The organism is Streptomyces sp. NPDC058576 (genome assembly GCF_042718715.1).
Taxonomy (GTDB): domain Bacteria; phylum Actinomycetota; class Actinomycetes; order Streptomycetales; family Streptomycetaceae; genus Streptomyces.
Window position 1 is genome coordinate 92,845 of sequence record NZ_JBHXPF010000011.1, and the last position, 24,058, is coordinate 116,902.

Consider the following 24,058-nt stretch of genomic DNA (forward strand, 5'->3'; position numbering starts at 1 on the left):
CAGGTGCAGTCGCAGGACGAGCACGAATCATTTGCGGCACTGGTTGCAGCAGATTCCCTGACACGGCTTCGCACCGCCATTTTCCGGCGTACGCACGCCATGCTCCGCGGCGTCCCTCCACGGGACCTCCGCAAATTCGGCATGGCCAGGGCGCATGTCTCCTCGTGAGGTATCGAGCAAGAGGTAGTGAGCATGGCCACGGTTGGAGTAATCGGTGCGGGTGTCATGGGCAAGGACGTCGCCCTCGCCTGCGCCGCTCGCGGATACGAAGTCATTCTTTGCGACAGTGAAGGATTAGTACTGAAGGCTGCTCCGGGACAGCTGCGCCGACTCATCAGGAAGTACCGCATGATGTCGGCGACCCTTTCGGAGTGGAACGCGGAAGAAATCCTCGGCCGCATCACCTGTAGCCCTGACCTCGACCGGATGGCCGACGCCGACTGGATCGTCGAGAACATCGTCGAGGACCGGGAAGCCAAACGGGAGCTCTACCTCCGGCTGCGCGACGTGTGTGGAGCGGACGTTCGCATCGCGGTCAACACCAGTTGTCTGCCCATCACCCGGATCGCCTCGCTCATGCCGTACCCGCAGCAGATCATCGGCATGCACTTCATGAACCCCGTCCCTCTGATCGACGGCGTGGAAGTGATCCGCGGACATCACACGTCGGACGGGACCGTGCAGGCGGCGGAATCCTTCGCGGCCTCTCTCGGTAAGCAGGCCATCGTCGTGAACGACATGCCGGGCTTCGTATCCAACCGGCTGTCCCACCTCTTCATGAACGAAGCCGCCTTCCTGGTGCAGGACGGCGTCGCGGACGCGGAAAAGGTCGACGCCGTCTTCACGCTCGGCTACGGGCACCGGATGGGACCCCTGGCGACAGCGGACCTCATCGGCCTGGACACCGTGGTCAACTCGCTGGCTGTCCTGTATGAGGAGTTCCAGGACACCAAATTCCGCTGCTGTCCGCTGCTGAAGAAGATGGTCGACGCCGGGCTGCTCGGACGGAAGAGCGGCCAGGGTTTCTACAGCTACGGCACGCACGCCGATCCGATTCCAGCCGGCCGCACGGGCCTGGCAGAAGCAGGGGCGCACTGATGCCGAAAGCCACCCGTTCCGTGGACGACCGAGCCGTGAAGAGCGCCAAGTGCGTCGTATGGGACCTCGACGACACCCTGTGGCACGGGACCCTGTCCGCCGACGACGACGTCACGTTGAAGGACGGCGTCCTCGATCTGCTCAGGACACTGGATTCCCGGGGAATCCTGCTCTCGATAGCCAGTAAGAACAACCACGACGACGCCATGCGGAAGCTGACGGAACTGGGCATCGCCGAGTACTTCCTCCACCCGCAGATCAGCTGGAACAGCAAGTCGAGTTCGGTCGCCGAGATCCAGAAACGGCTCAACATCGGCATCGACACGTTCCTGTTCATCGACGACCAGCCCTTCGAGCGCGACGAGGTCGCCTTCGCGTTGCCCGAGGTGGAGACCGTCGACGCGCTGGACTACCGCACCCTCGCCACGCTGCCCCGGCTGACGCCTCCCGTGGTGACGGAGGACGCAAGGCGGCGCCGCCTCATGTACCTGGACGACGAGCGGCGCCACGAGTCCGAACTGGCCTACCAGGGGCCGCGCGAAGACTTCCTGCGCGAACTCGGCATGGTCTTCGGCATCTCCGGGGCCGGCGGCGACGACCTGCTCAGGCTGGAGGAACTGACCAAGCGCACCAGCCAGTTGAACTCCACCGGCATCCACTACTCGTACGAGCAGATCGAGCGGCTGATGCGGGACCCACACCACGACCTGTGGGTCTGCGAGCTGACCGACCGGTACGGCTCCTACGGAAAGATCGGCATGGCCCTGGTGGAGAAGGGCCGGGACCGCTGGACGATCAAGCTCCTGCTGATGTCGTGCCGGACGGTCTCCAAGGGCGTGGGCACCGTTCTGCTGTCCTTCCTCGTCAAGCGGGCCGCCGAAGCGGAGACGCGCCTCTTCGCGGACTTCCGCCGCACCCCCCGCAACCGTCAGATGCTCCTGACGTATCAGCTCGCCAATTTCCGAGTGGCGTCGCAGGACGGCGACGACTACACGTACGAGAACGACCTCACTGTCAGTCAGGGCTATCCCGAATACATCAAGGTGGAAGTCAATGCCTAGCGAAGCGGTCATGGACGTCAAGACGGTCACGCCTGTCGAGGACAGCACAGTGGCGAAAGCAGCGACCACCGTCAGGAACTACGTACGAGCGAACATGAGCGCGCTGCGGGACGAGGACCTGCACGACGAGGACAACATCTTCGAGAAGGGATTCGTCACGTCGATCTTCGCGATGCAGCTCCTGGACTTCATCGAGACCACATTCGAGGTGGAAGTCCCGGACGACCGCATCACCCTGCAGAACTTCAGCTCGGTCCAGCGAATATCAAGACTGGTGGGTGAGCTGAAGAATGCATGAGGAGAAGGAAGATCCCTCCGGCGTACAGCAGCGCGCCCGTCACTTCGCCGAAACGGACATCGCGAAGCGTGCGTCCGAGTTCGACCGCAAGGAGCACCTGCCGAAGGACGTCATCACGAAGATGGCGGACGCGGGATTCCTCGGTGCGGCGGTTCCCGAGAAATGGGGCGGCCTGGGACTCGACCCGCTGGAGTACGGCGAACTCACCGAGTCGATAGGCAAGGCCTGCGCGTCCACCAGGGCACTGCTGACCGTGCACACCTCCTTGGTCGCCGAAACCCTCGTCGAGCGGGCGTCGAACCGGCTCAAGGAGAAGTACCTCACCGATCTGGCTCTCGGAAGAAGGATCGGGTGCTTCGCCCTCTCCGAGGCCGGCGCCGGTTCGGACGCCGCGTCGGTCACCACGGTTTACCGCAGGGAGCAGGACGTCTTCATCCTCGACGGGCGGAAGAAGTGGATTTCGTTCGCCGGCGTCGCCGATCTCTTCCTGGTGTTTGCGAAAGAGAACGACCTGACGAGCGCCTTCCTCGTCGAACGGAACACGCCGGGTGTGGAGATCCGGCCGATGTCCGGGATGCTCGGCAACCGGGCGGCGCACATGGCGGAGATCTCCTTCACAGGCGTCGAGGTCCCCGTCGAGAACCTCGTCTCCGGCATCGGCCTGGGGTTCGGGCTCGTCGCGAACACCGCGCTTCACCACGGGCGTTACAGCATTGCCTGGGCCGGAGTCGCCATCGCCCAGGCCGCGCTGGAGACGATGTGCGCCTACGCAGCCGAACGCGAGCAGTTCGGCGTGAAGATCGGCAGCCAGCAGCTGGTGCAGAAAATGATCGCGGATGCCGTCACCCAGGTCGGGGCGGCACGCGAACTCTGCCGCCGCGCGGGCCGACTGCGGATGGAACGCAGCACCGATGCGGTGATCGAGACCAACATCGCCAAGTACTTCTCCTCGACGATTGCCCAGCAGGTGACGTCGGACGCGGTGCAGGTGCTCGGCGGAAACGGCTGCTGGGACCAGTACCCGGCGGAACGGCTGTTCCGCGAGGCGAAGGTTCTGGAAATCATCGAAGGCACCTCGCAATTGCAGCAGTTGATGATCGCCGATCACGGGTTCAAGAAGTTCGCCGGCTCAGGGTCGGGGTGGGGGAAATGAAGCAACCGGACACCGGGCCGAACGCGCGACCCGCGTTCGTCTTCCCCGGACAGGGCGCGGTCTGGCCCGGCATGGCCGTCGAACTGCTGGACAGCTCACCGGTCTTCGCCCGGCGGATGGGCGAGTGCGCGGACGCCCTGGCGCCGCATGTGGACTGGTCGCTGATGGACGTGGTCCGGTCGGCGGACCCCGGCGTGTACGAGCCGGTGAACGTCTCGGTGCCCGCGGTGTTCGCGGTGCAGACCTCCCTGGCCGCCCTGTGGCGGTCCCACGGAGTGGAGCCGCATGCCGTCACCGGTGCCAGCCTCGGCGAGGTCGCCGCGGCGCTCTGCGCCGGCGCGTTCTCCCTGGACGAGGCGGCGAGAGTCATCGCCGTCTGGAGCGAGGCGCAGGCACGCGTGCGGGCCTCCGGGGCCATGGCGATGCTGGCCCTCTCCCCGGACGAGGCGCGGGCACGGCTGGAGCCGTTCGGCGACGCCCTCGGCATCGCCGGTGTCATGGCCCCGCGTGCGGTGGTGGTCGCAGGCGATCTGGACACGATCGTGCGGCTGGTCGCCGAGGCGCGAGCCGGCGGAACGTACGCACAGCGGCTCTCGATCCGCGTCGCGGTCCACTCGCCGCAGATGGAGGAGCAGCGCGACTGGCTGTTGGCCTCCCTGGGCGAGATCGACCGGCGGACCTCCGAGATCCCCTTCTACTCCGGCGTGACCGGCGGCCTGCTGGACACGGGTCTGCTGGACGCCGGCCACTGGTACCGCAATCTGCGCCGGAGCATGCTGTTCGAGCAGGCCACCCGAAATCTGCTGGACGACGGGCACACAGCCCTCGTCGAGCCGAGCCCGCACCCCACGCTGGTGACCGCGATGCGCTCGACGGTGGAGTCGGCGGGCAGCACTGTGCCGGTGACCGGAACCCTGGCCCGCGGACAGCAGGGCATGGACCGCTTCCTGTCGTCGCTGGCGGAACTGGCACCAGGCGCGTCCCCCTCCCCCGAGGGCCCACGTGCGACCGGGACGACCTGTCGCGCGGACGCACCGCGGGAGCCGATGCCCGCCGCGGACGCGTTGGTGGAGGCCGTGTGCGCGCTGGTCGTCGCCGGAGTGCGAGGCGAGACGCCGCCCGCGGTGACCGTCGGCGAACTCACCCTGAGCAGCCACGATCACGAGACCGGCCTCTTCGACCTGGGCTTCGACTCGCTGAGCCTCGTCTCGCTCCAGGAGAGTCTGGAGCGCCGCCTGGGCGTTCGTCTGGAGAGCACCTTCACCCTCGACCACCCGACCGTCGGCGCGCTGGTGAGGGAGCTGGCGCCGAGGGCGCGGCAGCAGGACACCGGGCGCCGGGAACCGGCCCCCTCCCGCGCCGAGGCCCCCTCCGAGCCCGTGGCGCTGGTCGGGATGTCCTTCCGGCTGCCCGGCGGCATCGGGGACCGGGAGCGCTTCTGGCAGGTGCTGAGCGAGGGCATCGACGTCGTGGGTCCCGTCCCCGCCGACCGGTGGCGGCACAGCCCGCTGGACACCACCCCGATCACCACCACGCAGGGCGGCTATCTCGACGACGTCGACCGGTTCGATCCGCTCTTCTTCACCATCTCGCCGAAGGAGGCACAACTCCTCGACCCCCAGCAGCGGCTCCTGCTCGAACTGACCTGGGAAGCCTTCGAGGATGCCGGGTTCGACCCCCTCACCGTCGGGGACGAGCAGCGCATCGGTACCTACGTCGGCATCTTCAACAACGACTACCAGCAGGTCGGGGCGGATCTGGGGCACCCGCCCGACGCCTACACCTACACCGGCAACATGGCCAACGCGGCGGCCGGCCGCATCTCGTACGCCTTCGGCTTCCGCGGCCCCAGCATGGCCATCGACACGGCGTGCTCCTCGTCGCTGTACGCGGTGCACATGGGCATGCGGGAGCTGCGCCAGGGCGGCTGCGACATGGTCGTCGCGGCCGGGGTGAACCTGATCCTGAGCCCCGAGGGGCATCTGTCCTGGTCCCGGCTGAGCGCCCTGTCGCCGAGCGGGCGCTGCCGGAGCTTCGACGACGGCGCCGACGGCTACATCCGCAGCGAGGGCGGCGCGGTCGTCGTCCTCAAGCGGCTCTCCGACGCCGAGCGCGACGGTGACCGCGTCCTGGCAGTCCTGAGCGGTTCCGCGATCAACCACAACGGACGTAGCAGCGGCTTCACCGTGCCCAACGGCCGGGCGCAGGCCGAGGTGGTCCGCAGCGCCCTGAGCGACGCGGGCCTCGGCATCGACGACGTGTCCTACGTGGAGACGCACGGTTCGGGCACGCCGATCGGCGACCCGCAGGAAGTGAACGCGCTCGCCAGGGTCTTCGCGGACCGTAAGGCCAAGTTGCCGATCAGCAGCATCAAGTCCCATCTCGGGCACCTGGAGTCCGCCGCCGGGATGGCCGGGCTGTGCAAGGTCGTCCTCTCGATCGAGCACGGCCGGCTTCCCGGCACCCTGCACTACCGCACGGGCAACCGCCGGATCGACTGGGACCGGATCCCGATCGAGGTGGTTGCCGAGGAGACCGCGTGGGAGCCCGCCGAGGGTCCCCGGCGGGCGGGCATCACCTCGCTCGGGGTCAGCGGAACCAACGCCCACGTGATCGTCGAGGAGTACCGGCCGAACCGGCGTCCGGAGCCCGCGGCGGAGACCGGCCAGGACGGCGCCCCGCACCTGATCACCGTTTCCGCCCAGTCACCCGCAGCGCTGCGGGTGAGCCTGCGGAACCTGGCCGCGTGGAGCCGCGCCGGCGACGCTCCCCCGGCCGACATCGCCCGCACCCTGGCGGCGCGCGCCGCGCTCAAGCACCGCAGCGCCCTGGTCTGCGAGACGACGGCCGGCCTCACGGAGGCGGCCGAAGCGGCGGCCGCCGACAACACCGAGCTCCCCGAGGGGCGGGGCGCCGGAGAGGTCTTCGTCTTCTCCGGACAGGGCACGCAGTACCCCGGCATGGCGCGCGAACTCTACGACCGGGCCGAGCTGTTCCGCCGCGAGATGGACGACCTCGACGCCGCCTTCCTGCGGGCCGGGGGCGCATCGCCGCTGGCGGCCATGTTCGGGGACGACCCGGACGTGTTCGCGTCACCGCTGCGCACCCAGCCGATGATCTTCACCGTGGAGCTGGCGCTCGCGCGGTACTGGCAGCGGCTCGGCGTCACCCCGGCCGCCGTGCTCGGGCACAGCATCGGCGAGTACGCCGCGGCCTGCTTCGCCGGGGTCATGAGCGGTGAACAGGCCGTGGACCTGGTGCTGCGTCGGGCCAGGGTCATGGAGGACACGCCGCGCGACGGCGGCATGGCGACCCTGCTCTGCTCCCGGGAGCGGGCCGAGGACCTGCTGCGTGAGTTCCCCGAGGTCACGGTGGCCGCCGTGAACGCGGCGGAGAACGTCACCGTCTCGGGGCGCGCGCCGAGTCTCGACCGTGCGCTGCGCAAGGCCCGCAAGCAGCGGATCTTCGTCGAGCGCCTGGACATCTCCCACCCGTTCCACTCACCGTGGATGGCCCGGGGGGCGGCGGAGCTCCACGAGCAGATCCGCGACCAGCGGTTCGCAGCACCGCGGATCCCGTGGATCTCCGCACAGACCGGTGCGGCGGTGACCCGGGACGCGATGGTCACGGCGGAGTACTGGAGCCGCCACCTGGTCGACCCCGTGCTGTTCACGTCGGCCGTCGACACGGCGCTCGGCCGGGGCCACCGGGTGTTCGTCGAGGTCGCGCCCATGGCGACGCTGGGCGGACTGATCGCCCAGGACGCGGCGGAGAACGTGGTGAACGTGCCGAGCCTGCGCAAGGGCCGCTCCGACGTCCGGCAGTTCCTGGAGAGCGCGGGGCTGCTCTGGCGGCTCGGCAGCCCCCTGGACCGCGGGCTGCTGCCGGCCGCGCCCGGCAGACATCTCAGGGACCTCCCCCGCACCCCGTTCGACAGACAGCGGATCTGGTACGGCGACCTCACCGGAAAGGACGGTGTTCCGATGTCTCCCGGCATCGAGAGCGGGACCGAGCACGGCAGTACGCACGCCATCGAGCAGGTCTTCGAGGAGTCCCCCGTGCGGGACTCCGCCAGGACGGCGGAGCGCGCGGCGGCACGGCGCGAGACGGTCCGGGCCTTCCTGACCGGGGCGCTGGGTGAGATCACCGGCGCCGCCGCGGACACCATGGAGGACTCGCTGGAGCTGTTCGCGCTCGGCGTCGACTCCCTGATGCTCGTCCAGCTGGGCAAGCGGATCGACCGGCAGTTCGGCGTGGCCTTCCCGATCCGGATGTTCTTCGAATCGCTCCACACGGTCGGCCAGTTGACCGACTTCGTGGAAGCCAAGCGGCCCGCCGAGCCTGCCCCCGGAACCGAGCAGCAGCCCGCTTCGGCGCCTGCTCGGACGACGCCCGCAGCCGTCCCGGTCACCCCCGCCCAGCCCGCCCTCACCGAGCACCCCCCGGAGTCGCCGGCAAGCGGCCTGGAGGCCGTGGTGCAGGCGCAGTTGGCGCTCATGCGCGAGCAGCTCAGCCTGCTGGGCGGCACTCCCGCCCAGCCCGACCGTCCCGCAGGGCCGGACGCCGACGCCTCCGCTGGGGCGAGCGCGCCCTCGCGGACCGCGACCAAGGTCGGCTCGTACCACAACAACATCACCCTGAGCGACGACGGGCTCAGCGGGCAACAGGCCGCCTTCCTGGCGGACTTCGTGGCGCGGTACGTGGCGAGGACCCGCCGGTCGAAGGAGTACGCCGACGCCTACCGGGGGCGGCTCGCGGACTGGATCGCCTCCCTCAACTTCAACCCGAGCCTGAAGGAGACCGTCTACCCGGTCGTCGCGGATCGCTCCGCCGGCGCGTTGTTCCGGGACCTGGACGGCAACGAGTACATCGACACCGCCATCGGCTACGGCGTCCACCTCTTCGGGCACAACCCTGCCTTCGTCGCCGAGGCGGTCCGCGCCCAGCTCGACCACGGCTACGAGCTCGGCCCGCAGAACCGGCTGGCCGGTGAGGTCGCCGAAACCATCTGCCGGATGACCGGAGCCGAGCGGGTCGCCTTCTCCAACACGGGCACCGAAGCGGTGATGGTGTCGCTGCGGCTGGCCAGGGCGGTGAGCGGCCGGGACAAGATCCTGCGCTTCACCAATTCCTACCACGGCAGTTCGGACGGGGTGCTCGCCGAGACCGACGGCACCGGGACCGTCCCGCTGACCATCGGGGTCCCACAGGGCATGGTGGAGAACACGCTGGTGCGCCCATACGGGAGTCCCGCCTCCCTGGACTGGTTGCGGGAGAACGGCGCGGAGCTGGCCGCCGTGCTGGTGGAGCCCGTGCAGTCCCGCAACCCCGGGCTCCAGCCGGGAGAGTTCCTGCGCGCCCTGCGCGAGATCTGCACCGAGCACGGGATCGCCCTCGTCTTCGACGAGATGATCACCGGCTTCCGGGTCGAACCGGGCGGCGCACAGGCGCACTTCGGCGTCCGCGCCGACATGGCCCTGTACGGAAAGCTGGTGGCGGGCGGCCTGCCGATCGGCATCGTCGCGGGCCGCAGCACGTACCTCGACGCCGTGGACGGCGGGGCGTGGGCGGACAGCGACGATTCCCAGCCCGCCGTGCCGACCACCTTCTTCGCCGGGACCTTCTGCAAGCACCCGCTGGCGATGGCCGCGTGCAAGGCCGTGCTCGCCCGTCTCGAAGAATCCGGGGCCGAGACGCTGGCCGAACTGAACGCCTTCACTGACGAGTTCGCCCGCCGGGCCAACGCGTACTTCGTGGAGGCCGAAGTGCCGCTCTCCATCGCGCACTTCGCGTCGATGTACAAGTGGGAGCCGGTCACGCCGACGGACGTGACGCAGGCGACTCTCACCCAGAACCTGTTCTTCAAGCTCCTCAACCACCACGGCGTGTACGTCTGGGAGCGCAGGACGGCCATGTTCTCCACCGCGCACACCCGGGAGCACCAGGACCGCATCCTCGCCGCGATCCGGACGAGCGTGGAGGAACTGCGCGCGGGCGGATTCGAGTTCCGCAGGCGGGCGGGCGTCGTCACGCCCCTCTCCGCCGGGCCGGCCACCACGGGCACGGCGTCCGTACCCGCCGTGGCCACTGCCCCGGAGGGGCTCACGGACGTCACCTCGCTGGAGCAGCGGGTCTACCTCCTGTCCCGGATGCGCGGCGGCAACGAGCCGTACCAGATCGTCTTCGGCCTGCGCCTGGACGGCCCCCTCGACCTGGACGCACTGGCCGCCGCCTTCCTCGCGGTCGGCCGCAAGCACCCCAACCTCCGGCGGTACTACGAGGTCGGGCAGAGCGGCGTCAGGGCCAGGACCGCGCCCGAGGTCAGCCCCGAGTTCCACTTCTTCGACCGGCCCCAGGGCTCCTCGCCGACCGTCGACGACGTCCTCGCGGTGATGAACGCGCCGATGGACCTGGCCAGGCCACCGCTCTGGCGCTACGGCGTGGTCGCCGAAGCCGACGGAACCCACCTGCTGGTGGTCTCCTTCCACCACATCGCCGTCGACGGCCGGTCCATCGAGATCATCTTCAACGACCTGTCGGACCACCTGACGCAGGGCGGGCTGCGGAACGCGGAGCACTCCGACGACTACTCCGCCTTCGTACGCGCCCTCGCGGGTGCGGCGGAGCGGCCCGAGTACGCGGAGCACCGGCGCTGGTGGCGGGAGCAGTTCACAACCCTCCCCCAGCCGCTGAGCCTCCCCACGGACTCCCCCGCACCCGAGGTCAACGACTTCGCGGGACAGCGGCACTACTTCCGCGTCGACCCCGACCTGCACCGGGCCGCCACCGCCGTGATGCGCGGGGAGCGCACGACGCCGTCCGTCTTCTACCTGACGCTGTGGGCGCTGCTGCTCGCCAAGGCCACCGGCGACGACGACCTGTGCGTCGGCGTGCCGATGGACCAGCGCATGCTGGGGTCCTTCGAACAGACGGTCGGGATGTTCGCCGAGTCGCTTCCCCTGCGCATCCGGCCGACCGCCGGCACCCCGTTCTCCGCACTGCTGCGGGAGGTCAGGGAGACCAGCCTCGGCGCGATGAGCCACTCGCTGCACCCGTACAGCCTTCTGGTCCAGGAACTCGGGCTGGTGCGGGACCACGGCCGCAACGCACTGTTCGACACCATGTTCATCTACACGGATGCCCGGACCCGGGCGCGCCGCTTCGGCGAGGCCACCGCCACGACCGTGGACCTCGGCGCACGGGGTTCGATGTTCGCCTTCACCCTGGAGCTGACCGAGCGCGACGGCGGACTAATCGTCGACCTCAACCATGCGCGTGTGTACGGCGAGGAGCGCGTCGCCGCACTGATGCACTGGTTCCGGGTGCTGCTGGCACAGGTCGTGCAGGATCCGCACCGCACGGTGGGCGAGCTCTCGCTGCTCGACGAGGCGGCCGGTGAACGCCTGCTGGCGCTGGGTACCGGACCGGTCGTCAGCGATACAGCGCTGCTGCCCGAGCTGTTCCGTGCGGCGTGCGAGAAGCACGCGCGGGAACCGGCGGTACGGTTCCGGGGCCAGGATCTCTCCTACGGGGAACTGGCCGCACGGGTGGATCGGCATGCCGCCCTGCTGCACCGGCACGGCGTGCGCGGGGGCGACGTGGTGGGGCTGCTGCTGGCGCCGTCGCCCGACCTGATCACCCTCATGCTGGCGGTGAACCGACTCGGCTGCTCCTGGCTGCCGATGGACGTCGGGACGCCGCGCAAGCGCCTCGCCGGCTTCGTCGGGACCGCCCACCCGGCCGTGATCGTCTGCGAGGAGGAGGGCGCGGCCGCGGACCTGGGGGCCCCGGTGCTGGTCCTTCCGGCGGACGGCGCTCCGACGGCGGACAGCAGGACGCCCGAGGCCGACGACACGGCCCCCGCGGCCGGTGAGACGGCGTACGTGATCTTCACCTCCGGTTCGACCGGCACGCCCAAGGGCGTCACCGTCACCAACGAAGCCCTCGCCAACTTCCTCCGCGGGACGCCCGACGCGCTGAGGTGGGGCACGCGCAAGGCCGTGGCCTGCCTGACCACGCCGTCGTTCGACATCCACCTCCTGGAGACGCTGGCGACACTCGTCAGAGGCGGCACGGTGGTGGTGGCAGACCGGGACGAGGCCAGGACCCCGGCGGGCATCGCCGAGTTCGTGGTCCGCAACGCGGTCGACTACCTCCAACTGACCCCGACCCGGCTGCGACTGCTGCACGCCGACCCGGACGCCGCCTTCGAGGCGCTGGACGCCCTGGAGAAGCTCGTCGTCGGCGGCGAGGCGTTCCCCGAGGACCTGCTCGACGGTCTGCGCTCCCACGCGTCACTGGAGGTCTTCAACGTCTACGGCCCGACGGAGACCTGCATCTGGTCCAGCGTCAAGGACCTCTCCGGTGACACCGCCGTCAGCATCGGCGCGCCGATCGACAACACCACCCTGTACGTGCTCGACGGCGACCTGCGCCTGGTGCCCGAGGGCATGGCGGGCGACCTGTGGATCGGTGGTCTCGGGGTGTCGCCCGGCTACCTCGGCCGGCCCGACCTCGACGACGAGGTCTTCCGCGACGACCCGTACCGCGCGGGGCGGATGTACCGCAGCGGCGACCGGGCCGTGTGGCGGGACGGCGAGATCCACTGCCTGGGCCGGTCCGACAACCAGGTCAAGGTCCGCGGCCACCGGATCGAGCTGGAGGAGATCGAGCTCGCCGTCACCGGACACGAGCGGGTCACGGCCGCCGCCGCGGTCGTCGACGAGCTCGCGCCGGGCAACCGGGTGATCCGCGGCTTCTACCAGGCCGGGCCGGACGGGCCCCTGGCCCAGGAGGAACTGCGGGACTTCCTCGCGGAGCGACTGCCGCACTACATGGTCCCCGCCACCCTCACCCCGGTCGCCGGCATCCCGATGACCACCAGTGGGAAGGTCGACCGCCCGGCGCTCGCGCGGCTTTTCGTCGAGCAGCCGCCGCAGGATCCGGGAGAGACCGCCGGGGCCGGCGTGGACCGGGAACTCGTCGCCGCGTGGAAGCGGATCCTCGGGGACGTGCCCCTCGGCCAGGACGACAGCTTCTTCGACCTCGGCGGCAACTCCTTCAGCCTGATCCTGCTGCTCAAGGATCTGGACGCGGTCTTCCCCGGGCTGCTGGACGTCAGCGACCTGTTCGCCCATCCCACGCTCGGCCGGCTTCGCGCCCACATCGAGGCCAAGCTGGCCCGGCGGGCGCAGGGCGGGACGACGGCCGACACCGGGGTACGGATTCCCGGCAGCTGGTTCGCGAAGGCGGGCCGGGGCGGCGGCCGGGTCGAGGCGACTCTGTCGCCGCGCGTCAGGGAGGGCCTGACCCGGCTGCGCAAGGACGTGGACCGGGACACCGGGGACCTCCTCCTCGCCACCTTCGCCCTCACCCTGGGCAAGGTGCTCGACCAGGACGCCCTCACCGTGTGCGTCGTACGCGGCGCGGACACCGTCATCCCGGTCGGCTTCGACTTCGCGGGAAAGGGCGACCTCCGAGAGGTCCTGGACGACGACCGGCACCGGCCCGACGAGGCACACCGGGTCGACCTCGGCGCCTTCACCGCGGGCCGCAACGCCGGGGGGAGGGTCTCCGTCGCCGTCTGCGACAGCGGCCGCACCGACCAGGCCCGTCTGCTGCGCCACTTCGACCTCGTCCTGGGGGTCGACCTCCCGACCGGCCCCTCGGTCGTCGGCGCCGCCCCGTCGGGGCTCGGCATCGGTTTCGCCCGGAAGATCGACTCCGCCGCCGCGGAGCGGCTGCTGAGCGGATACGTCCGGCTCCTGGGCGCACTGAGCGAGCCCTCGCAACCGGCCCCGGCTTCCGCCCCGGCCGCCCCGGGGACAGGTCCGTCGCCCGCATCCAAGAAGTCCAAGAAGAAGGACAACTCGTGAACGACCTCGTGATCGTGTTCCCCGGCCAGGGATCCCAGTTCCCCGGCATGGGCAAGACCTGGTTCGACGCGCACCAGAGCGTCCGGGACCGCTTCCGGCAGGCGTCCGACATCCTCGGCCACTCGCTGGAGGAGCTCTGCTTCACCGCGCCCCCCGGCGAACTGACGAAGACCGTGAACGCGCAGGTCGCACTGCTGGTTCTCGGTCACTCGATGTACGAGGTGCTGCACGCCGAGCGCACCCCGCCGGTGTCCGCCATGGCGGGGCACAGCCTGGGCGAGATCACCGCCCTGCTCGCCGCTGGCGCGCTGTCCTTCGAGGACGCGGTGCGTCTGGTCAAGGTGCGCGGCGAGGCCATGCAGCTCTGCGCGGAGGAGAACGGTGCCGGGATGGTCGCCGTCCTCGGCACGCCTGTCGCCGAAGTGGAGAAGTACGTCGCGGAGTTCAACGCGGCCGGCGAGGGCGTCGCCCGCACCGTGCAGGTCTCCAACTACAACGCCGAGCGGCAGACCGTGCTGTCGGGCGCGCTCGACGACCTGAAGGACGTGACCGCCCACCTGGAGGAGCGCGGCTGCAAGGTCGCCCGGCTCAACGTGGGCGGCGCGTTCCACAGCACGTTCATGGCGAACGCCGTCCCCGCGTACGTACGGGCCATCGAGGCGATCGAGTTCTCGCAGCCCTCCGTCCCGGTGTACAGCACGGTCACCGGCCGGATGTACTCCGGCGTGCAGGAGATCAAGGACGCCCTGTCGGTCCAGCTCACGAGCCCGGTGCGCTGGAGCACCGTCGTCTCCGCACTGGCGGATCGGGAGGTCGCCCTGTGGCTGGAGGTCGGCCCCAAGCAGGTGCTCACGAAGCTGCTGCGGGACGCCGTGGACGGCGGGGCGGTGCACAGCCTCGACACGGAACCCGACGAGGCGTACGCGGCCCTCGACGTGCTCGTGGAGCGCAAGCGGCGCGAACCCGGCCTGGTCGGCCTCTGCCTCGGGGCCGCCGCCGCGACGCGCAACCGCAACTTCGACGAGCAGCAGTACGAGGACGGCGTAGTGCTGCCGTACCGGCAGCTCCAGGAGCTGGGACAGGTGGACAAGGACGCCCTCTCCGACGTCCAGAAGACCGCCGCCCTGGAACTCCTGCACACGATCATGACGACCAAGCAGGTCCCCGAGACGGAGCAGCGGGAGCGGATCGCCGCGCTGCTGGCCCGCACCGGAGACACCCACCTGCACACGGCCACGGTCGCGGGGGTGCCCGCCGGATGAAGCCCCTGCTGGGAATCGGCGATCTCGACCTGTCGCCCCTGCCCGACGACTCCGACGCCCTGATCACCCGCACCGCGCCCGAGCGCGCTGACGGTCCCGTCGCCATCATCGGCATGAGCGGACGCGCGGGCGCGGCGGCTGACCTCGACCAGTTCTGGGCGATGCTCCTGCGTGGCGAGGAGGCCGGCACCGGTCTCTCCGCCGAACGACGTGCCGACGTCGAGGCGTACCTCGCAGCCCGGGGAGCGGTCACGCCCGTGGCCCCCGATCGGTACATGAAGGGAACGCGGCTGCCCTCGGTGGCGGAGTTCGACCACCGCTTCTTCTCCCTGGCCCCGCAGGAGGCCAAGACCATCGACCCGAACCAGCGCATCTTCCTGGAGACGGCGTGGGCCGCCCTGGAGGACGCCGGTTACCTGAACAAGGAGATCCGGGGCGAGCGGGTCGGCGTCTACGCCGGGATGTCCGCGGACTTCGGCGAGGACTACCGGGCGGTGATCCAGGCCGTCGCGCCGGACGCGCCGGAGGTCTCCGTCGCGGGCAACGTCAAGTCCATCATCGGGAGCAGGCTCTCGTACCTGCTCGACCTCAAGGGCCCCTCGCTGCTCATCGACACGGCCTGCTCGTCCGGTCTGGTGGCCGCGTACACCGCCTTCCGGGCGGTGCAGAGCGGCGAGTGCACGATGGCTGTGGTCGGGGCGGCCAACACGGACCTGCTGCCGGTCACGGCAGACGCCTCCGGTATCGGGTTCAAGGACATCCAGGACACCTCGTCGTCGGACGGGCGCACCCGGACCTTCGACCGCGCGAGCGAGGGCACCCGTCCCGCCGAGGGGTGCTTCGTCTTCGTGCTCAAGGCCCTGGACCTCGCGGAGCGGGACGGCGACCACATCCACGCCGTCGTCCTGGGCGGCGCGGTCAACCAGGACGGCGCGTCCAACGGCCTCACCGCACCGAACGCGGACGCCCAGGCCGACCTGATCGAGGCGGCCCTGAACGACGCCGGGGTCGGCGCGGAGCAGATCGGCTACATCGAGGCGCACGGCACCGCCACCCGGCTCGGCGACCCCATTGAGGTCAGCGGGATCACCCGGGCCTTCGCCCGCCAGACGGCCCGCAAGCAGTTCTGCGCCATCGGCACCGTCAAGACCAACATCGGGCACATGGACAACGCCTCCGGTCTGGCCGGGCTCGCCAAGCTGGTCCTGTCGATGAAGCACCGGACCCTGCCCGCCAGCCTCCATTTCGAGGAGCCGAACCCGAACATCACCTTCACGCAGACCCCGCTGTACGTGAACGACGGCACGGCGGTGTGGACCGACGCCCCGGAGAAGCCCCTGTACGCGGGGATCAACAGCTTCGGGCTGAGCGGCACCAACTGCCACCTGGTGGTGCGCAGTCCGGACCCGGTCCCCGCACGGGACCGGGCGCAGGGGGCGGGGGCGGAGTGCCTGCTGCTGCCGCTGAGCGCCCGTGACGCGGCCGGCCTGCGACGGCTCGTCGAGCGCTACCGCGCCTTCCTGGCCGCGCACGAGGACGTGGACCTCGCCGACCTCGCGTACACCGCGTCGGTCGGCCGTCTGCACCACCAGGCTCGCGCCGCGTTCACCTTCGCCTCCCGCGCCGAACTGGCGGAACTGCTGGGTCGTTTCCCCACGGCCGCACCGTCCGCCACCGCCCCGGACACCTCCGAAGCCGCACCCTCCGACCTCGTCCACGGAGAGTTCCGCGCGGTCCTGGAGCGATCGGCCACCACCGGCCCCGGCGCACTCACCGGGGACGAGCGCGCCCACCTGAGCGACCGCGCCGCCGAACTGCTCGCGACGGGAGCGCAGGACCGGGACGCCCTTCGCCGCGTCGCCGCCCTGTACGTGCGGGGCGCCGAAGTCGACTGGCACTCCATCGCCCCTGCGGACGCCCGGCGGATCCCTCTTCCCACCCATCCTTTCGAGCGCACCCGGTGCTGGATCGAGTCCGGCCACCGCCGCCCCGCCGGGCTGACCGGGGACGCCGCACTCCTGCGCTCCTGGGACCGGGACGTCCTGGTGTCGCGGATCGGTCCGGACACGATGTGGGAGCTGGCCGAGCACCGCATCCAGGGCGTCAGTGTGCTGCCCGGTACCGGTCTGGTGGAGATGATCGTGGAGACCCTGCTGCGGCTGGGCCGCGGCACGGCGACGACGCTGCGCAACATCCGCTTCGAGCTGCCCCTCGCCGTCGCCGACGGCACCCGGGCCGAGGTGCACGTCGTCGTCGAGACCGGCGGCGACAGCGGCCGGATCACCGTCGCGACCCGGCAGCCGGACGGCGAGTGGGTGCGCAACGCCACCGCCGAACTGCTGGACTCCCCGGTGTCCCCGGCGACGTACGACATCGAGGACGTACGGGGCCGGATGACCCGTGACCTCGTCCTCGACGACGGCGTGGACCGGGCCAACGGCCTCATCATCGGCGAACGCTGGACCGGCAGCGTGCTGTACGGCCTGGCGGACGACGACGGGACCGAACTCCTCTACGCGCACGAACTGCCCGCCGCCTACCGCGACGAGGCCCGCGACTACGTCCTCCATCCGGCCCTGTTGGACGCGCTCATCAACGCGCCCAACACGGTCTACGAGGAGGACCGGCTCTACCTGCCCTTCTCGTACGGCCGCCTCACCCTCCACCGGCCCCTGCCCGCGCGGGTGTTCACCCACTTCCGCAAGCGGCCGGAGTCACTGCCCGGCCAGCTGTACGTCTTCGACGTGTGCGTGGTCGACCCGGAGGGGCACGTCGTGCTGACCGTGGACAACTACTGCATCAAGTCGGCGGCCGATCTCGATCTGACGCCAGGCACGGAGTACGGCTGGGTCCCCTCGTACCGGCGGACGACGACGGCGCCCGCCCCGGCCCCGGGGCGGGGACCCGTCCTGCTCGCGGGGCGTTTCGGCGACGCCTTGGAGGCCCTGGCCAAGGAACTCCGGGCGGCCGGGCACGACGTGGTTGAGGTGCCCGACGCGAGGGACCCGGTCGCTCTCGACCGGCTCGGCGGCCACCGCGCCTTCGCCTTCGGCCTGCTCGGCGGCGCCCCGGCCGACCCTGCCGCCCCGCTCGCCGACCGGACCGTCGGGCCGGTCGAGGACGTCCTCGCCCTGCTCGGAGCCGTTTCGGAGCGCCGGTGCGCCTTCGACGAGGGCCTGCTGGTGTTGACCCGCAACGCCTTCGCGGTGACGGGCCGGGAGAGCACCGTCGACCCCGGCCAGGCCGGGGTGGCGGGCCTGGCCCGCGTCGCGGCACTGGAGTACCAGGGCCTGACGATCCGCTGCTTCGACGGCGATGAGCACACGGGGCCCGCCCGGGTGCTCGCCGAGGCCCGCGCCGCCGGCCGGCCGCCGTTCCTGCTGGATCGCGAGGGGCAGAGTTACGAGCCCCATCTCGCCAAGTCGCCGGTTCCGCTGCGGCCCGAGGGCGAACTGCCGCTGCCGGCCGACGGTGCGGTCCTCGTCTCGGGCGGCACCGGCGGGCTCGGCACGGCGGTGGCACGGCAGTTGGCCCGTCAGGGCGCTCGCAGGCTCGTCCTGTTGGGCTCGCCCGTCGCGGACCCGGCCCGCGAGCCCCACCTGGACGGCGTCCACGCGGAGATCGCCGCCGAGGTCGAGCACTTCGAGATCGTCCGGCTGGCCCTGGAGGACAGGGAGTCGGTCGAGCAGGCGGTGCGGGACATCCGTGCCCGGCACGGCCGGATCTCCGCCGTGCTGCACCTCGCCGGACGTCCGGGCATCGGTTTCCTGCACACCAAGAGCACCGAGGCGTTCCGGGACGTCTACCGGCCGAAGGCCCTGGGCGGTGTGCACCTGCACGAGGCCACCCTCGCCGACGACCTGGAACACTTCGTGGTGTTCTCCAGCATCGCCGCCCTCGAACCCGCCGCCGGGCAGGCCGACTACACGGCCGCCAACCTGGCCCTGGACAGCCTGGCCCAGTTGCGCGACCGCACCGGGTCGCCCGCGCTCAGCGTCCAGTGGCCGACCTGGCGCGAGACCGGCATGGCGATGCGGCTGGACGCGGTGGACGAGGACGAGGCCTTCACGCCGCTGGACACCGCCGAGGCCGTCGATCTGCTCGCGGCCCTGATGTCCCGCCCGGACCACCCGACCGTTCTCATGCCCGGCCGGATGCGCGCACCCGTCGCCGCCGGCAGAGCGGACCGCGACCGCCCTGCGGCACCCGGGGACGGCGGCCGCGAGGTCGTGCTGCACGGCATGGAGCAGGTCGGCGAGATCGAACGGAGCGTCGCCGAGATCTGGGCGGCGACGCTGGACGTCCCCGAGGTCGACGCCTACGACGATTTCGGGGAACTCGGCGGGAATTCCCTGCTGATCGCGCAGATGTCGAAGCTCTACGACGCACGCTATCCGGGCCTGATGGACGTCGTGGACCTGTTCCGGTACACGTCCGTCGCGGCGCAGGCGGCCCACCTCAAGGAAAAGCTCGGAATCACCCCGGTCGAGGCAGCCGAAGCAGCTGCCGATGTGCCCGTCGCGGCTGTGGCGGCTGTGGACGACGGTGAGATCGACCGACTGCTGGACCTTGCGGAGCAAGGCGTGGTCTCCACCGAAAGTTCTCCCGGCTTTATTCAGGAATCGGAAGTCACATGGAAAATGTGAAGGCATTCATTCTCTCCCAGGTCGCCAACCGGCAGCTGGGCAGGGAAGACGCCAAGAAGCTGCTGCTGGAACTCTCGGCCACCCACGTGCAGCAGGACATCGCCGTCATCGGACTGGCAGGCCGGTTCGCCGCCGCCCCGAGCGTCGACCGGTTCTGGGAATACCTGAGCGTCGGCCACCGCTGCATCCGGGACTTTCCGCAGGCGCGAAAGACCGAGATGCTCGAAATGCTGCGGAACCCCTATTACACGGAGCTGATCCTCGGGGCGCCGATAGCCGAGTCCGACATCGACCGGATGCACGCCCCGAGCGGATATCTGGACCGGATCGACCAGTTCGACGCCCGCTTCTTCGGCATACCACCGCTCGAAGCCGACTACATGGACCCGAACCAGCGGATCGCCCTGGAGGTGGCCCAGGAGGCGCTGGAGAACGCCGGTTACGGCGGCGACAGCGTCCGGGGCTCACGGACAGGCGTCTTCCTCGGCAGGGACCAGACGAACCACTCGTACTACCGGATGCTCTCGGAGAACCACCCGATGCAGCTGGCGGGCTCCTGGGAGGGGCTGGTGGCCAGCCGGATCTCCTACCAGCTCGACCTCAAAGGCCCTTCGCTGATGACCGACACCGCCTGCTCGGCGGGGGCGGTCTGCATCCACCAGGCGATCCAATCGCTGCTGCTGGGCGAGTGCGACATGGCGCTGGCCGGCGGTATCAACCTCTCCCAGGGCGGCGAGGTGAAGGCCGAGTTCCTGGCCAGCATGTCGCTGGGCAGCGTCGAATCCCACGACGACCTCGTCCGCACCTTCGACGCCGAAGCCAACGGAACGCTGTGGGGCGAGGGCGCGGGCATCGTCCTGCTGAAGCCGCTGCGCCGCGCGCTGGCCGACCGCGACCACATCCGCGCGGTCATCAAGTCCTCCGCCGTCAACAACGACGGCGCCTCCACCAGCATCACCGCCCCCGACGCGCTGATGCAGGAGAAGGTGATCCTCGACGCGTGGGCCAAGGCGGACATCGCCCCGGAGACGCTCTCCTATGTGGAGGCGCACGGCACCGGCACGGTGCTCGGCGACCCGATCGAGATCAAGGGCCTCACCAACGCGTTCCGCAAGCACACCTCCCGCAAGCAGTTCTGCGGCATCGGCTCGCTCAAGACGACGGCGGGCCACCTGGTGGCGGCGTCCGGCGCGGCGTCCATCGCCAAGGTGGTGAAGTCCCTGGAGACCGCCACCCTCGCCCCGTCGGCCAACTTCAGCGTGCCCAACCCGTACATCGACTTCACCAACAGCCCGCTGTACGTCAACGACCGGCTCACGCACTGGGAGAGCGGGGGCGGCCCCCGTCGCGCCGGGATCAGCTCCTTCGGTTTCATCAGGACCAACTGTCACATGGTCCTCGAAGAGGCTCCGAAGTACGCGAGCGAGCCCGCCCGCCGCAGCCGCTACCCCTTCACCCTCAGCGCGATGTCCGAAACCGCCCTCGGTGAACTCCTCGACGGTTACGCGCAGATGCTCGCGGGCGAGTGCCCCTGGTCCCTCGCCGACATCTGCTACACCTCCGCGCTCGGCCGGGGCCACTACGAGCACCGGGTACTGATCGTCGCGTCGGGCAAGGCGGAACTCGCGGAGTCCCTCGACCGGCTGCGCCGACACGGCCCCGGGACCGACGAGCAGCGGGGCGTCTTCCACGGCGTGCACGCCGTCGTCAGCGACAAGAAGACCTCGCGGGAGCCGGGCGACCTCACCGCCCGGGAGGCCCGACGCCTCTCGGACGAGGCGAACGCCGCGCTCGCCGAGCACCGCGCACACGGCGAACCGGCCACTCTCGCGTCCGCCGCCACCGCCTACGTCCGGGGCGCGGCCGTCGACTTCGGCCGTCTCTACGCGGACGAGGCCCGCCGCCGGGTGCCCCTGCCCACGTACCCCTTCGAGCGCACCCGGCACTGGGCCAAGCCGATGAAGACGCAGGTCCGGGGCTTCGGCCGCGGTCCCGAGCATCCGCTGCTCGGTGTCGAGACCACCCGCACCGCCGACTCGGCGGTCTTCGAGAACTCCCTGTCCGCGCAGACCCACTGGGTGCTCGCCGACCACCGCATCGACCACCGTCCGGTGGTCCCGGGCACGACCTACCTGGAGATGGCCCGCGCCGCCTACGTGGCGGTGGCCGGCAGCGGGGCGATGCGTTTCGAGAACGTCTTCTTCCTCACCCCGCTCGCCGTGGAGGACGGCACGTCCGCCACCGTGCGCACGGTGCTCGACCGCGCCGGGGACGCCTATGCGTTCCGGGTGGAGAGCCGGCGCGGCGACGAGTGGCTCCGGCACGTGGAGGGCCGGGTCGGCGCTTCGGCCGGGTCCGTCCCGACGGCCTCACCGGACCTCGACGCGGCCAAGCGCGCCGCCACCGAGGTCCTCGACCCGTACCCGACCGAGACCGACACGGGGGTCTTCCAGTTCGGCCCGCGCTGGGACTCGGTGCGCGCCCTGTGGCGCAGCGCGCCCGACGGGCGGGCCACCGCCCTGCTGGGGCTCCCAGCCGGCACGGACGACGAGACTGCCGTCTACGGCCTGCACCCGGCCAAGCTGGACAACGCGGTGAACCTCATCTCGCAGAACAGCGGGCAGACGTTCCTGCCGTACATGTACAAGCGGTTCGAGCTGTACGGGCCCATGCCGGCGACCTTCCACACGACGATCCGCACCGTGCGCGACGACAGCCGCGCCGGCGAGACGATCACCTACGACGTGGATCTGACCGGTGCGGACGGGCGGGTCTTCGCCCGGATCACCGACTACACCGTCAAGAAGGTCGACTGGGAGCGCTTCAGCCTGGACGGCCCGCGCCGCTACCTGGAGACCGTCTGGGTCCCCGCACCCGCGGCCGAACAGCCGGCCTCCGACTCCGCGGTGTGGGCCGTGCTCGCCTCCGGGACGGAGGAGGGCCGCGGCCTCGTCGCCGAAGTGACCGCCCAGGGCCACCGCGCGGTGCCGGCCTATCTGACCGGGACCACCGACGCGGCGCGGGACGCCTTCGCCCCCGACGAGGCCGGCATCCGCCTGCTGTGCGAGCGGCTGCGCGCCGAGGGGGTCCAGGGCATCCTGTTCGCCACCGACCTCACGGCGGACGGGGGCGCCTCCCACGAGGAGCGCCGGGCGCGGGGCGTGGACGCCCTGTTCGCCCTCTACCAGGGCCTGTTGACCCACCGGGTCAAGCCCGCCCTGGGCCTGCGAGTGCTCGGCCGGGACATCTGGGACGTCGGCGTCGGGACTCCGGGGGCCGACCCGTACGCCGCTGCCACGTCGGCGCTCGCGCTGGTGATCGGACAGGAACACCTCGCGGTGGACGTTCTCGATGCGGGCACCGGTACGGACCTCGCCCGCGCGGTCCGCGAGAGCCTCGGCGCGGCAGGTCCGCTGCCCAGGGCCCTGCGCGGCTCCGCGACGTACGTACGGGAACTGCGGCGGGCCGAGACGAACGAGACCCCGGACGACACCCTGTACCGGGACGGAACCTTCCTGATCACCGGCGGCACGGGCGGCCTCGGCCTCGCCCTCGCCCAAGAGATGGCGCGGCAGGGGGCCACCCGGATCCTGCTCGCCGGCCGCCGCCCGCCGACCGGGGAGGCAGCCGCCCGGATCAGCGGGCTGGCCGGCGCGGAGCACGTGCTCTGCGACGTCTCCCGGGCGCAGGAGGTCCGCGACCTCGGCGACCGGCTCCGCGCCGAGGGCGTGGTGCTCACCGGCGTCGTGCACGCCGCGGGCATCGCGGGCGACGGATTCCTCGCCACCAAGGAGGCCGCCGTCTTCCGGGACGTACTCGCCGCCAAGGTCGACGGCAGCGTCGCGCTCCTGGACCTGGCCCGGCAGCACCAGGACGCGTTCCTGGTGTTCTTCTCGTCGATCACGGCGCTCACCGGCGGGCGCGGTCAGGGCGACTACTGCGCCGCCAACGCCTTCATGGACTCCCTCGCCGCCCGGGCGCGGTCCGAGGGGATCCGGGCGCTGTCCGTCAACTGGCCGTCGTGGACCGAGGTCGGCATGGCCGCCGCCTACGGTCTGGGCACGCACGACGCCCCCTTCGTGGCGGTGTCGGTCGAGCGGGGGCTGTCGTGGCTGGCCCACTTCGTGGCGCACCCGGCATCCGGTGTGGTCCCGTCGGATATCAACCCGCCGGTCCTGAAGGACCACCTCGGCGAACTGCCCTTCCGGCTCGGCGCTGAACTGTCGGCGGCGCTGGAGAACGCCGCCGTGGCGGCGGAGGCCCAGGGCCGCGACGGGGCCGAGGCGCGTCTCACCGGCCAGTCGGACCCGACGCCCACCGAAGTGCGGGTGGGCGGGATCTACGGGGCGGTCCTCGGCCTCGCCGAGGTCGATGCCCACACCAGCTTCCAGGACCTGGGCGGCAACTCGCTCGTGACGGCGCAGCTGCTCGCGCTGGTCGACGAGGCGTTCCCGGGAGCGGTCGACATCGCCGACCTGTTCTCGTACGCCACGGTCGCCGACCTCGCGGGCTACATCGACGAACAACTGCCTTCGGCGGACGAGGGCGAGAAGGCCGGGCCGGACGCCCTGGAGAACGCCTCGCTCCTGGAGGCCCTGGACGAGATCGGCGATGCCGAACTGACCAGCCTCTTCGCCGAGTCCGAAGTCAGCGGGGGGAATTGAG

At 70.8% G+C, this 24,058-nt stretch carries 8 protein-coding genes; all 8 read left to right on the top strand.

The genetic code is table 11. From position 1 onward, the window contains the following. Nucleotides 1-192 precede the first annotated feature (192 nt). The 8 genes from ACFWRV_RS11780 to ACFWRV_RS11815 are packed head-to-tail and all read left to right on the top strand — an operon-like array spanning nucleotide 193 to nucleotide 24,057. Nucleotides 193-1,098, top strand: coding sequence for a 3-hydroxyacyl-CoA dehydrogenase family protein (locus ACFWRV_RS11780; RefSeq protein ID WP_384332014.1), 906 nt, complete (start codon nucleotides 193-195; stop codon nucleotides 1,096-1,098). After that, nucleotides 1,098-2,159: an HAD-IIIC family phosphatase gene (locus tag ACFWRV_RS11785; protein WP_384332017.1), complete on the top strand. Its 1,062-nt coding sequence runs from the start codon at nucleotides 1,098-1,100 to the stop codon at nucleotides 2,157-2,159. Before ACFWRV_RS11780 ends, ACFWRV_RS11785 begins: the two co-directional genes overlap by 1 nt. Beyond that, nucleotides 2,152-2,457, top strand: a complete 306-nt coding sequence (locus tag ACFWRV_RS11790) for a phosphopantetheine-binding protein (RefSeq protein ID WP_384332020.1) — start codon at nucleotides 2,152-2,154, stop codon at nucleotides 2,455-2,457. Before ACFWRV_RS11785 ends, ACFWRV_RS11790 begins: the two co-directional genes overlap by 8 nt. After that, the gene (locus tag ACFWRV_RS11795) at nucleotides 2,450-3,610 is read left to right on the top strand and encodes an acyl-CoA dehydrogenase family protein (protein ID WP_384332023.1); all 1,161 of its coding nucleotides are present in this window, start codon (nucleotides 2,450-2,452) and stop codon (nucleotides 3,608-3,610) included. Before ACFWRV_RS11790 ends, ACFWRV_RS11795 begins: the two co-directional genes overlap by 8 nt. Then, nucleotides 3,607-13,485 carry an amino acid adenylation domain-containing protein gene (locus tag ACFWRV_RS11800; protein WP_384332026.1) on the top strand — a complete coding sequence of 3,293 codons (9,879 nt, stop codon included), beginning with the start codon at nucleotides 3,607-3,609 and terminating at the stop codon, nucleotides 13,483-13,485. The genes ACFWRV_RS11795 and ACFWRV_RS11800 overlap by 4 nt, the downstream gene beginning before the upstream one ends. After that, on the top strand, nucleotides 13,482-14,747 hold the full coding sequence (locus ACFWRV_RS11805; protein WP_384332029.1) for an ACP S-malonyltransferase: 1,266 nt from the start codon (nucleotides 13,482-13,484) through the stop codon (nucleotides 14,745-14,747). Before ACFWRV_RS11800 ends, ACFWRV_RS11805 begins: the two co-directional genes overlap by 4 nt. Continuing rightward, a complete protein-coding gene (locus ACFWRV_RS11810) occupies nucleotides 14,744-19,393 on the top strand; it encodes an SDR family NAD(P)-dependent oxidoreductase (protein ID WP_384332032.1) in 4,650 nt (1,549 codons plus the stop codon). The genes ACFWRV_RS11805 and ACFWRV_RS11810 overlap by 4 nt, the downstream gene beginning before the upstream one ends. Beyond that, nucleotides 19,381-24,057 (top strand): SDR family NAD(P)-dependent oxidoreductase, encoded by a 4,677-nt coding sequence (locus ACFWRV_RS11815; RefSeq protein WP_384332034.1) that lies wholly within the window; start codon nucleotides 19,381-19,383, stop codon nucleotides 24,055-24,057. The genes ACFWRV_RS11810 and ACFWRV_RS11815 overlap by 13 nt, the downstream gene beginning before the upstream one ends. Nucleotide 24,058 lies beyond the last annotated feature (1 nt).

Bases quoted from the DNA above. Each gene is read 5' to 3' on its own strand.
- ACFWRV_RS11780 (WP_384332014.1), top strand. From the start codon at position 193: ATGGCCACGGTTGGAGTAATCGGTGCGGGTGTCATGGGCAAGGACGTC.
- ACFWRV_RS11785 (WP_384332017.1), top strand. From the start codon at position 1,098: ATGCCGAAAGCCACCCGTTCCGTGGACGACCGAGCCGTGAAGAGCGCC.
- ACFWRV_RS11790 (WP_384332020.1), top strand. From the start codon at position 2,152: ATGCCTAGCGAAGCGGTCATGGACGTCAAGACGGTCACGCCTGTCGAG.
- ACFWRV_RS11795 (WP_384332023.1), top strand. From the start codon at position 2,450: ATGCATGAGGAGAAGGAAGATCCCTCCGGCGTACAGCAGCGCGCCCGT.
- ACFWRV_RS11800 (WP_384332026.1), top strand. From the start codon at position 3,607: ATGAAGCAACCGGACACCGGGCCGAACGCGCGACCCGCGTTCGTCTTC.
- ACFWRV_RS11810 (WP_384332032.1), top strand. From the start codon at position 14,744: ATGAAGCCCCTGCTGGGAATCGGCGATCTCGACCTGTCGCCCCTGCCC.
- ACFWRV_RS11815 (WP_384332034.1), top strand. From the start codon at position 19,381: ATGGAAAATGTGAAGGCATTCATTCTCTCCCAGGTCGCCAACCGGCAG.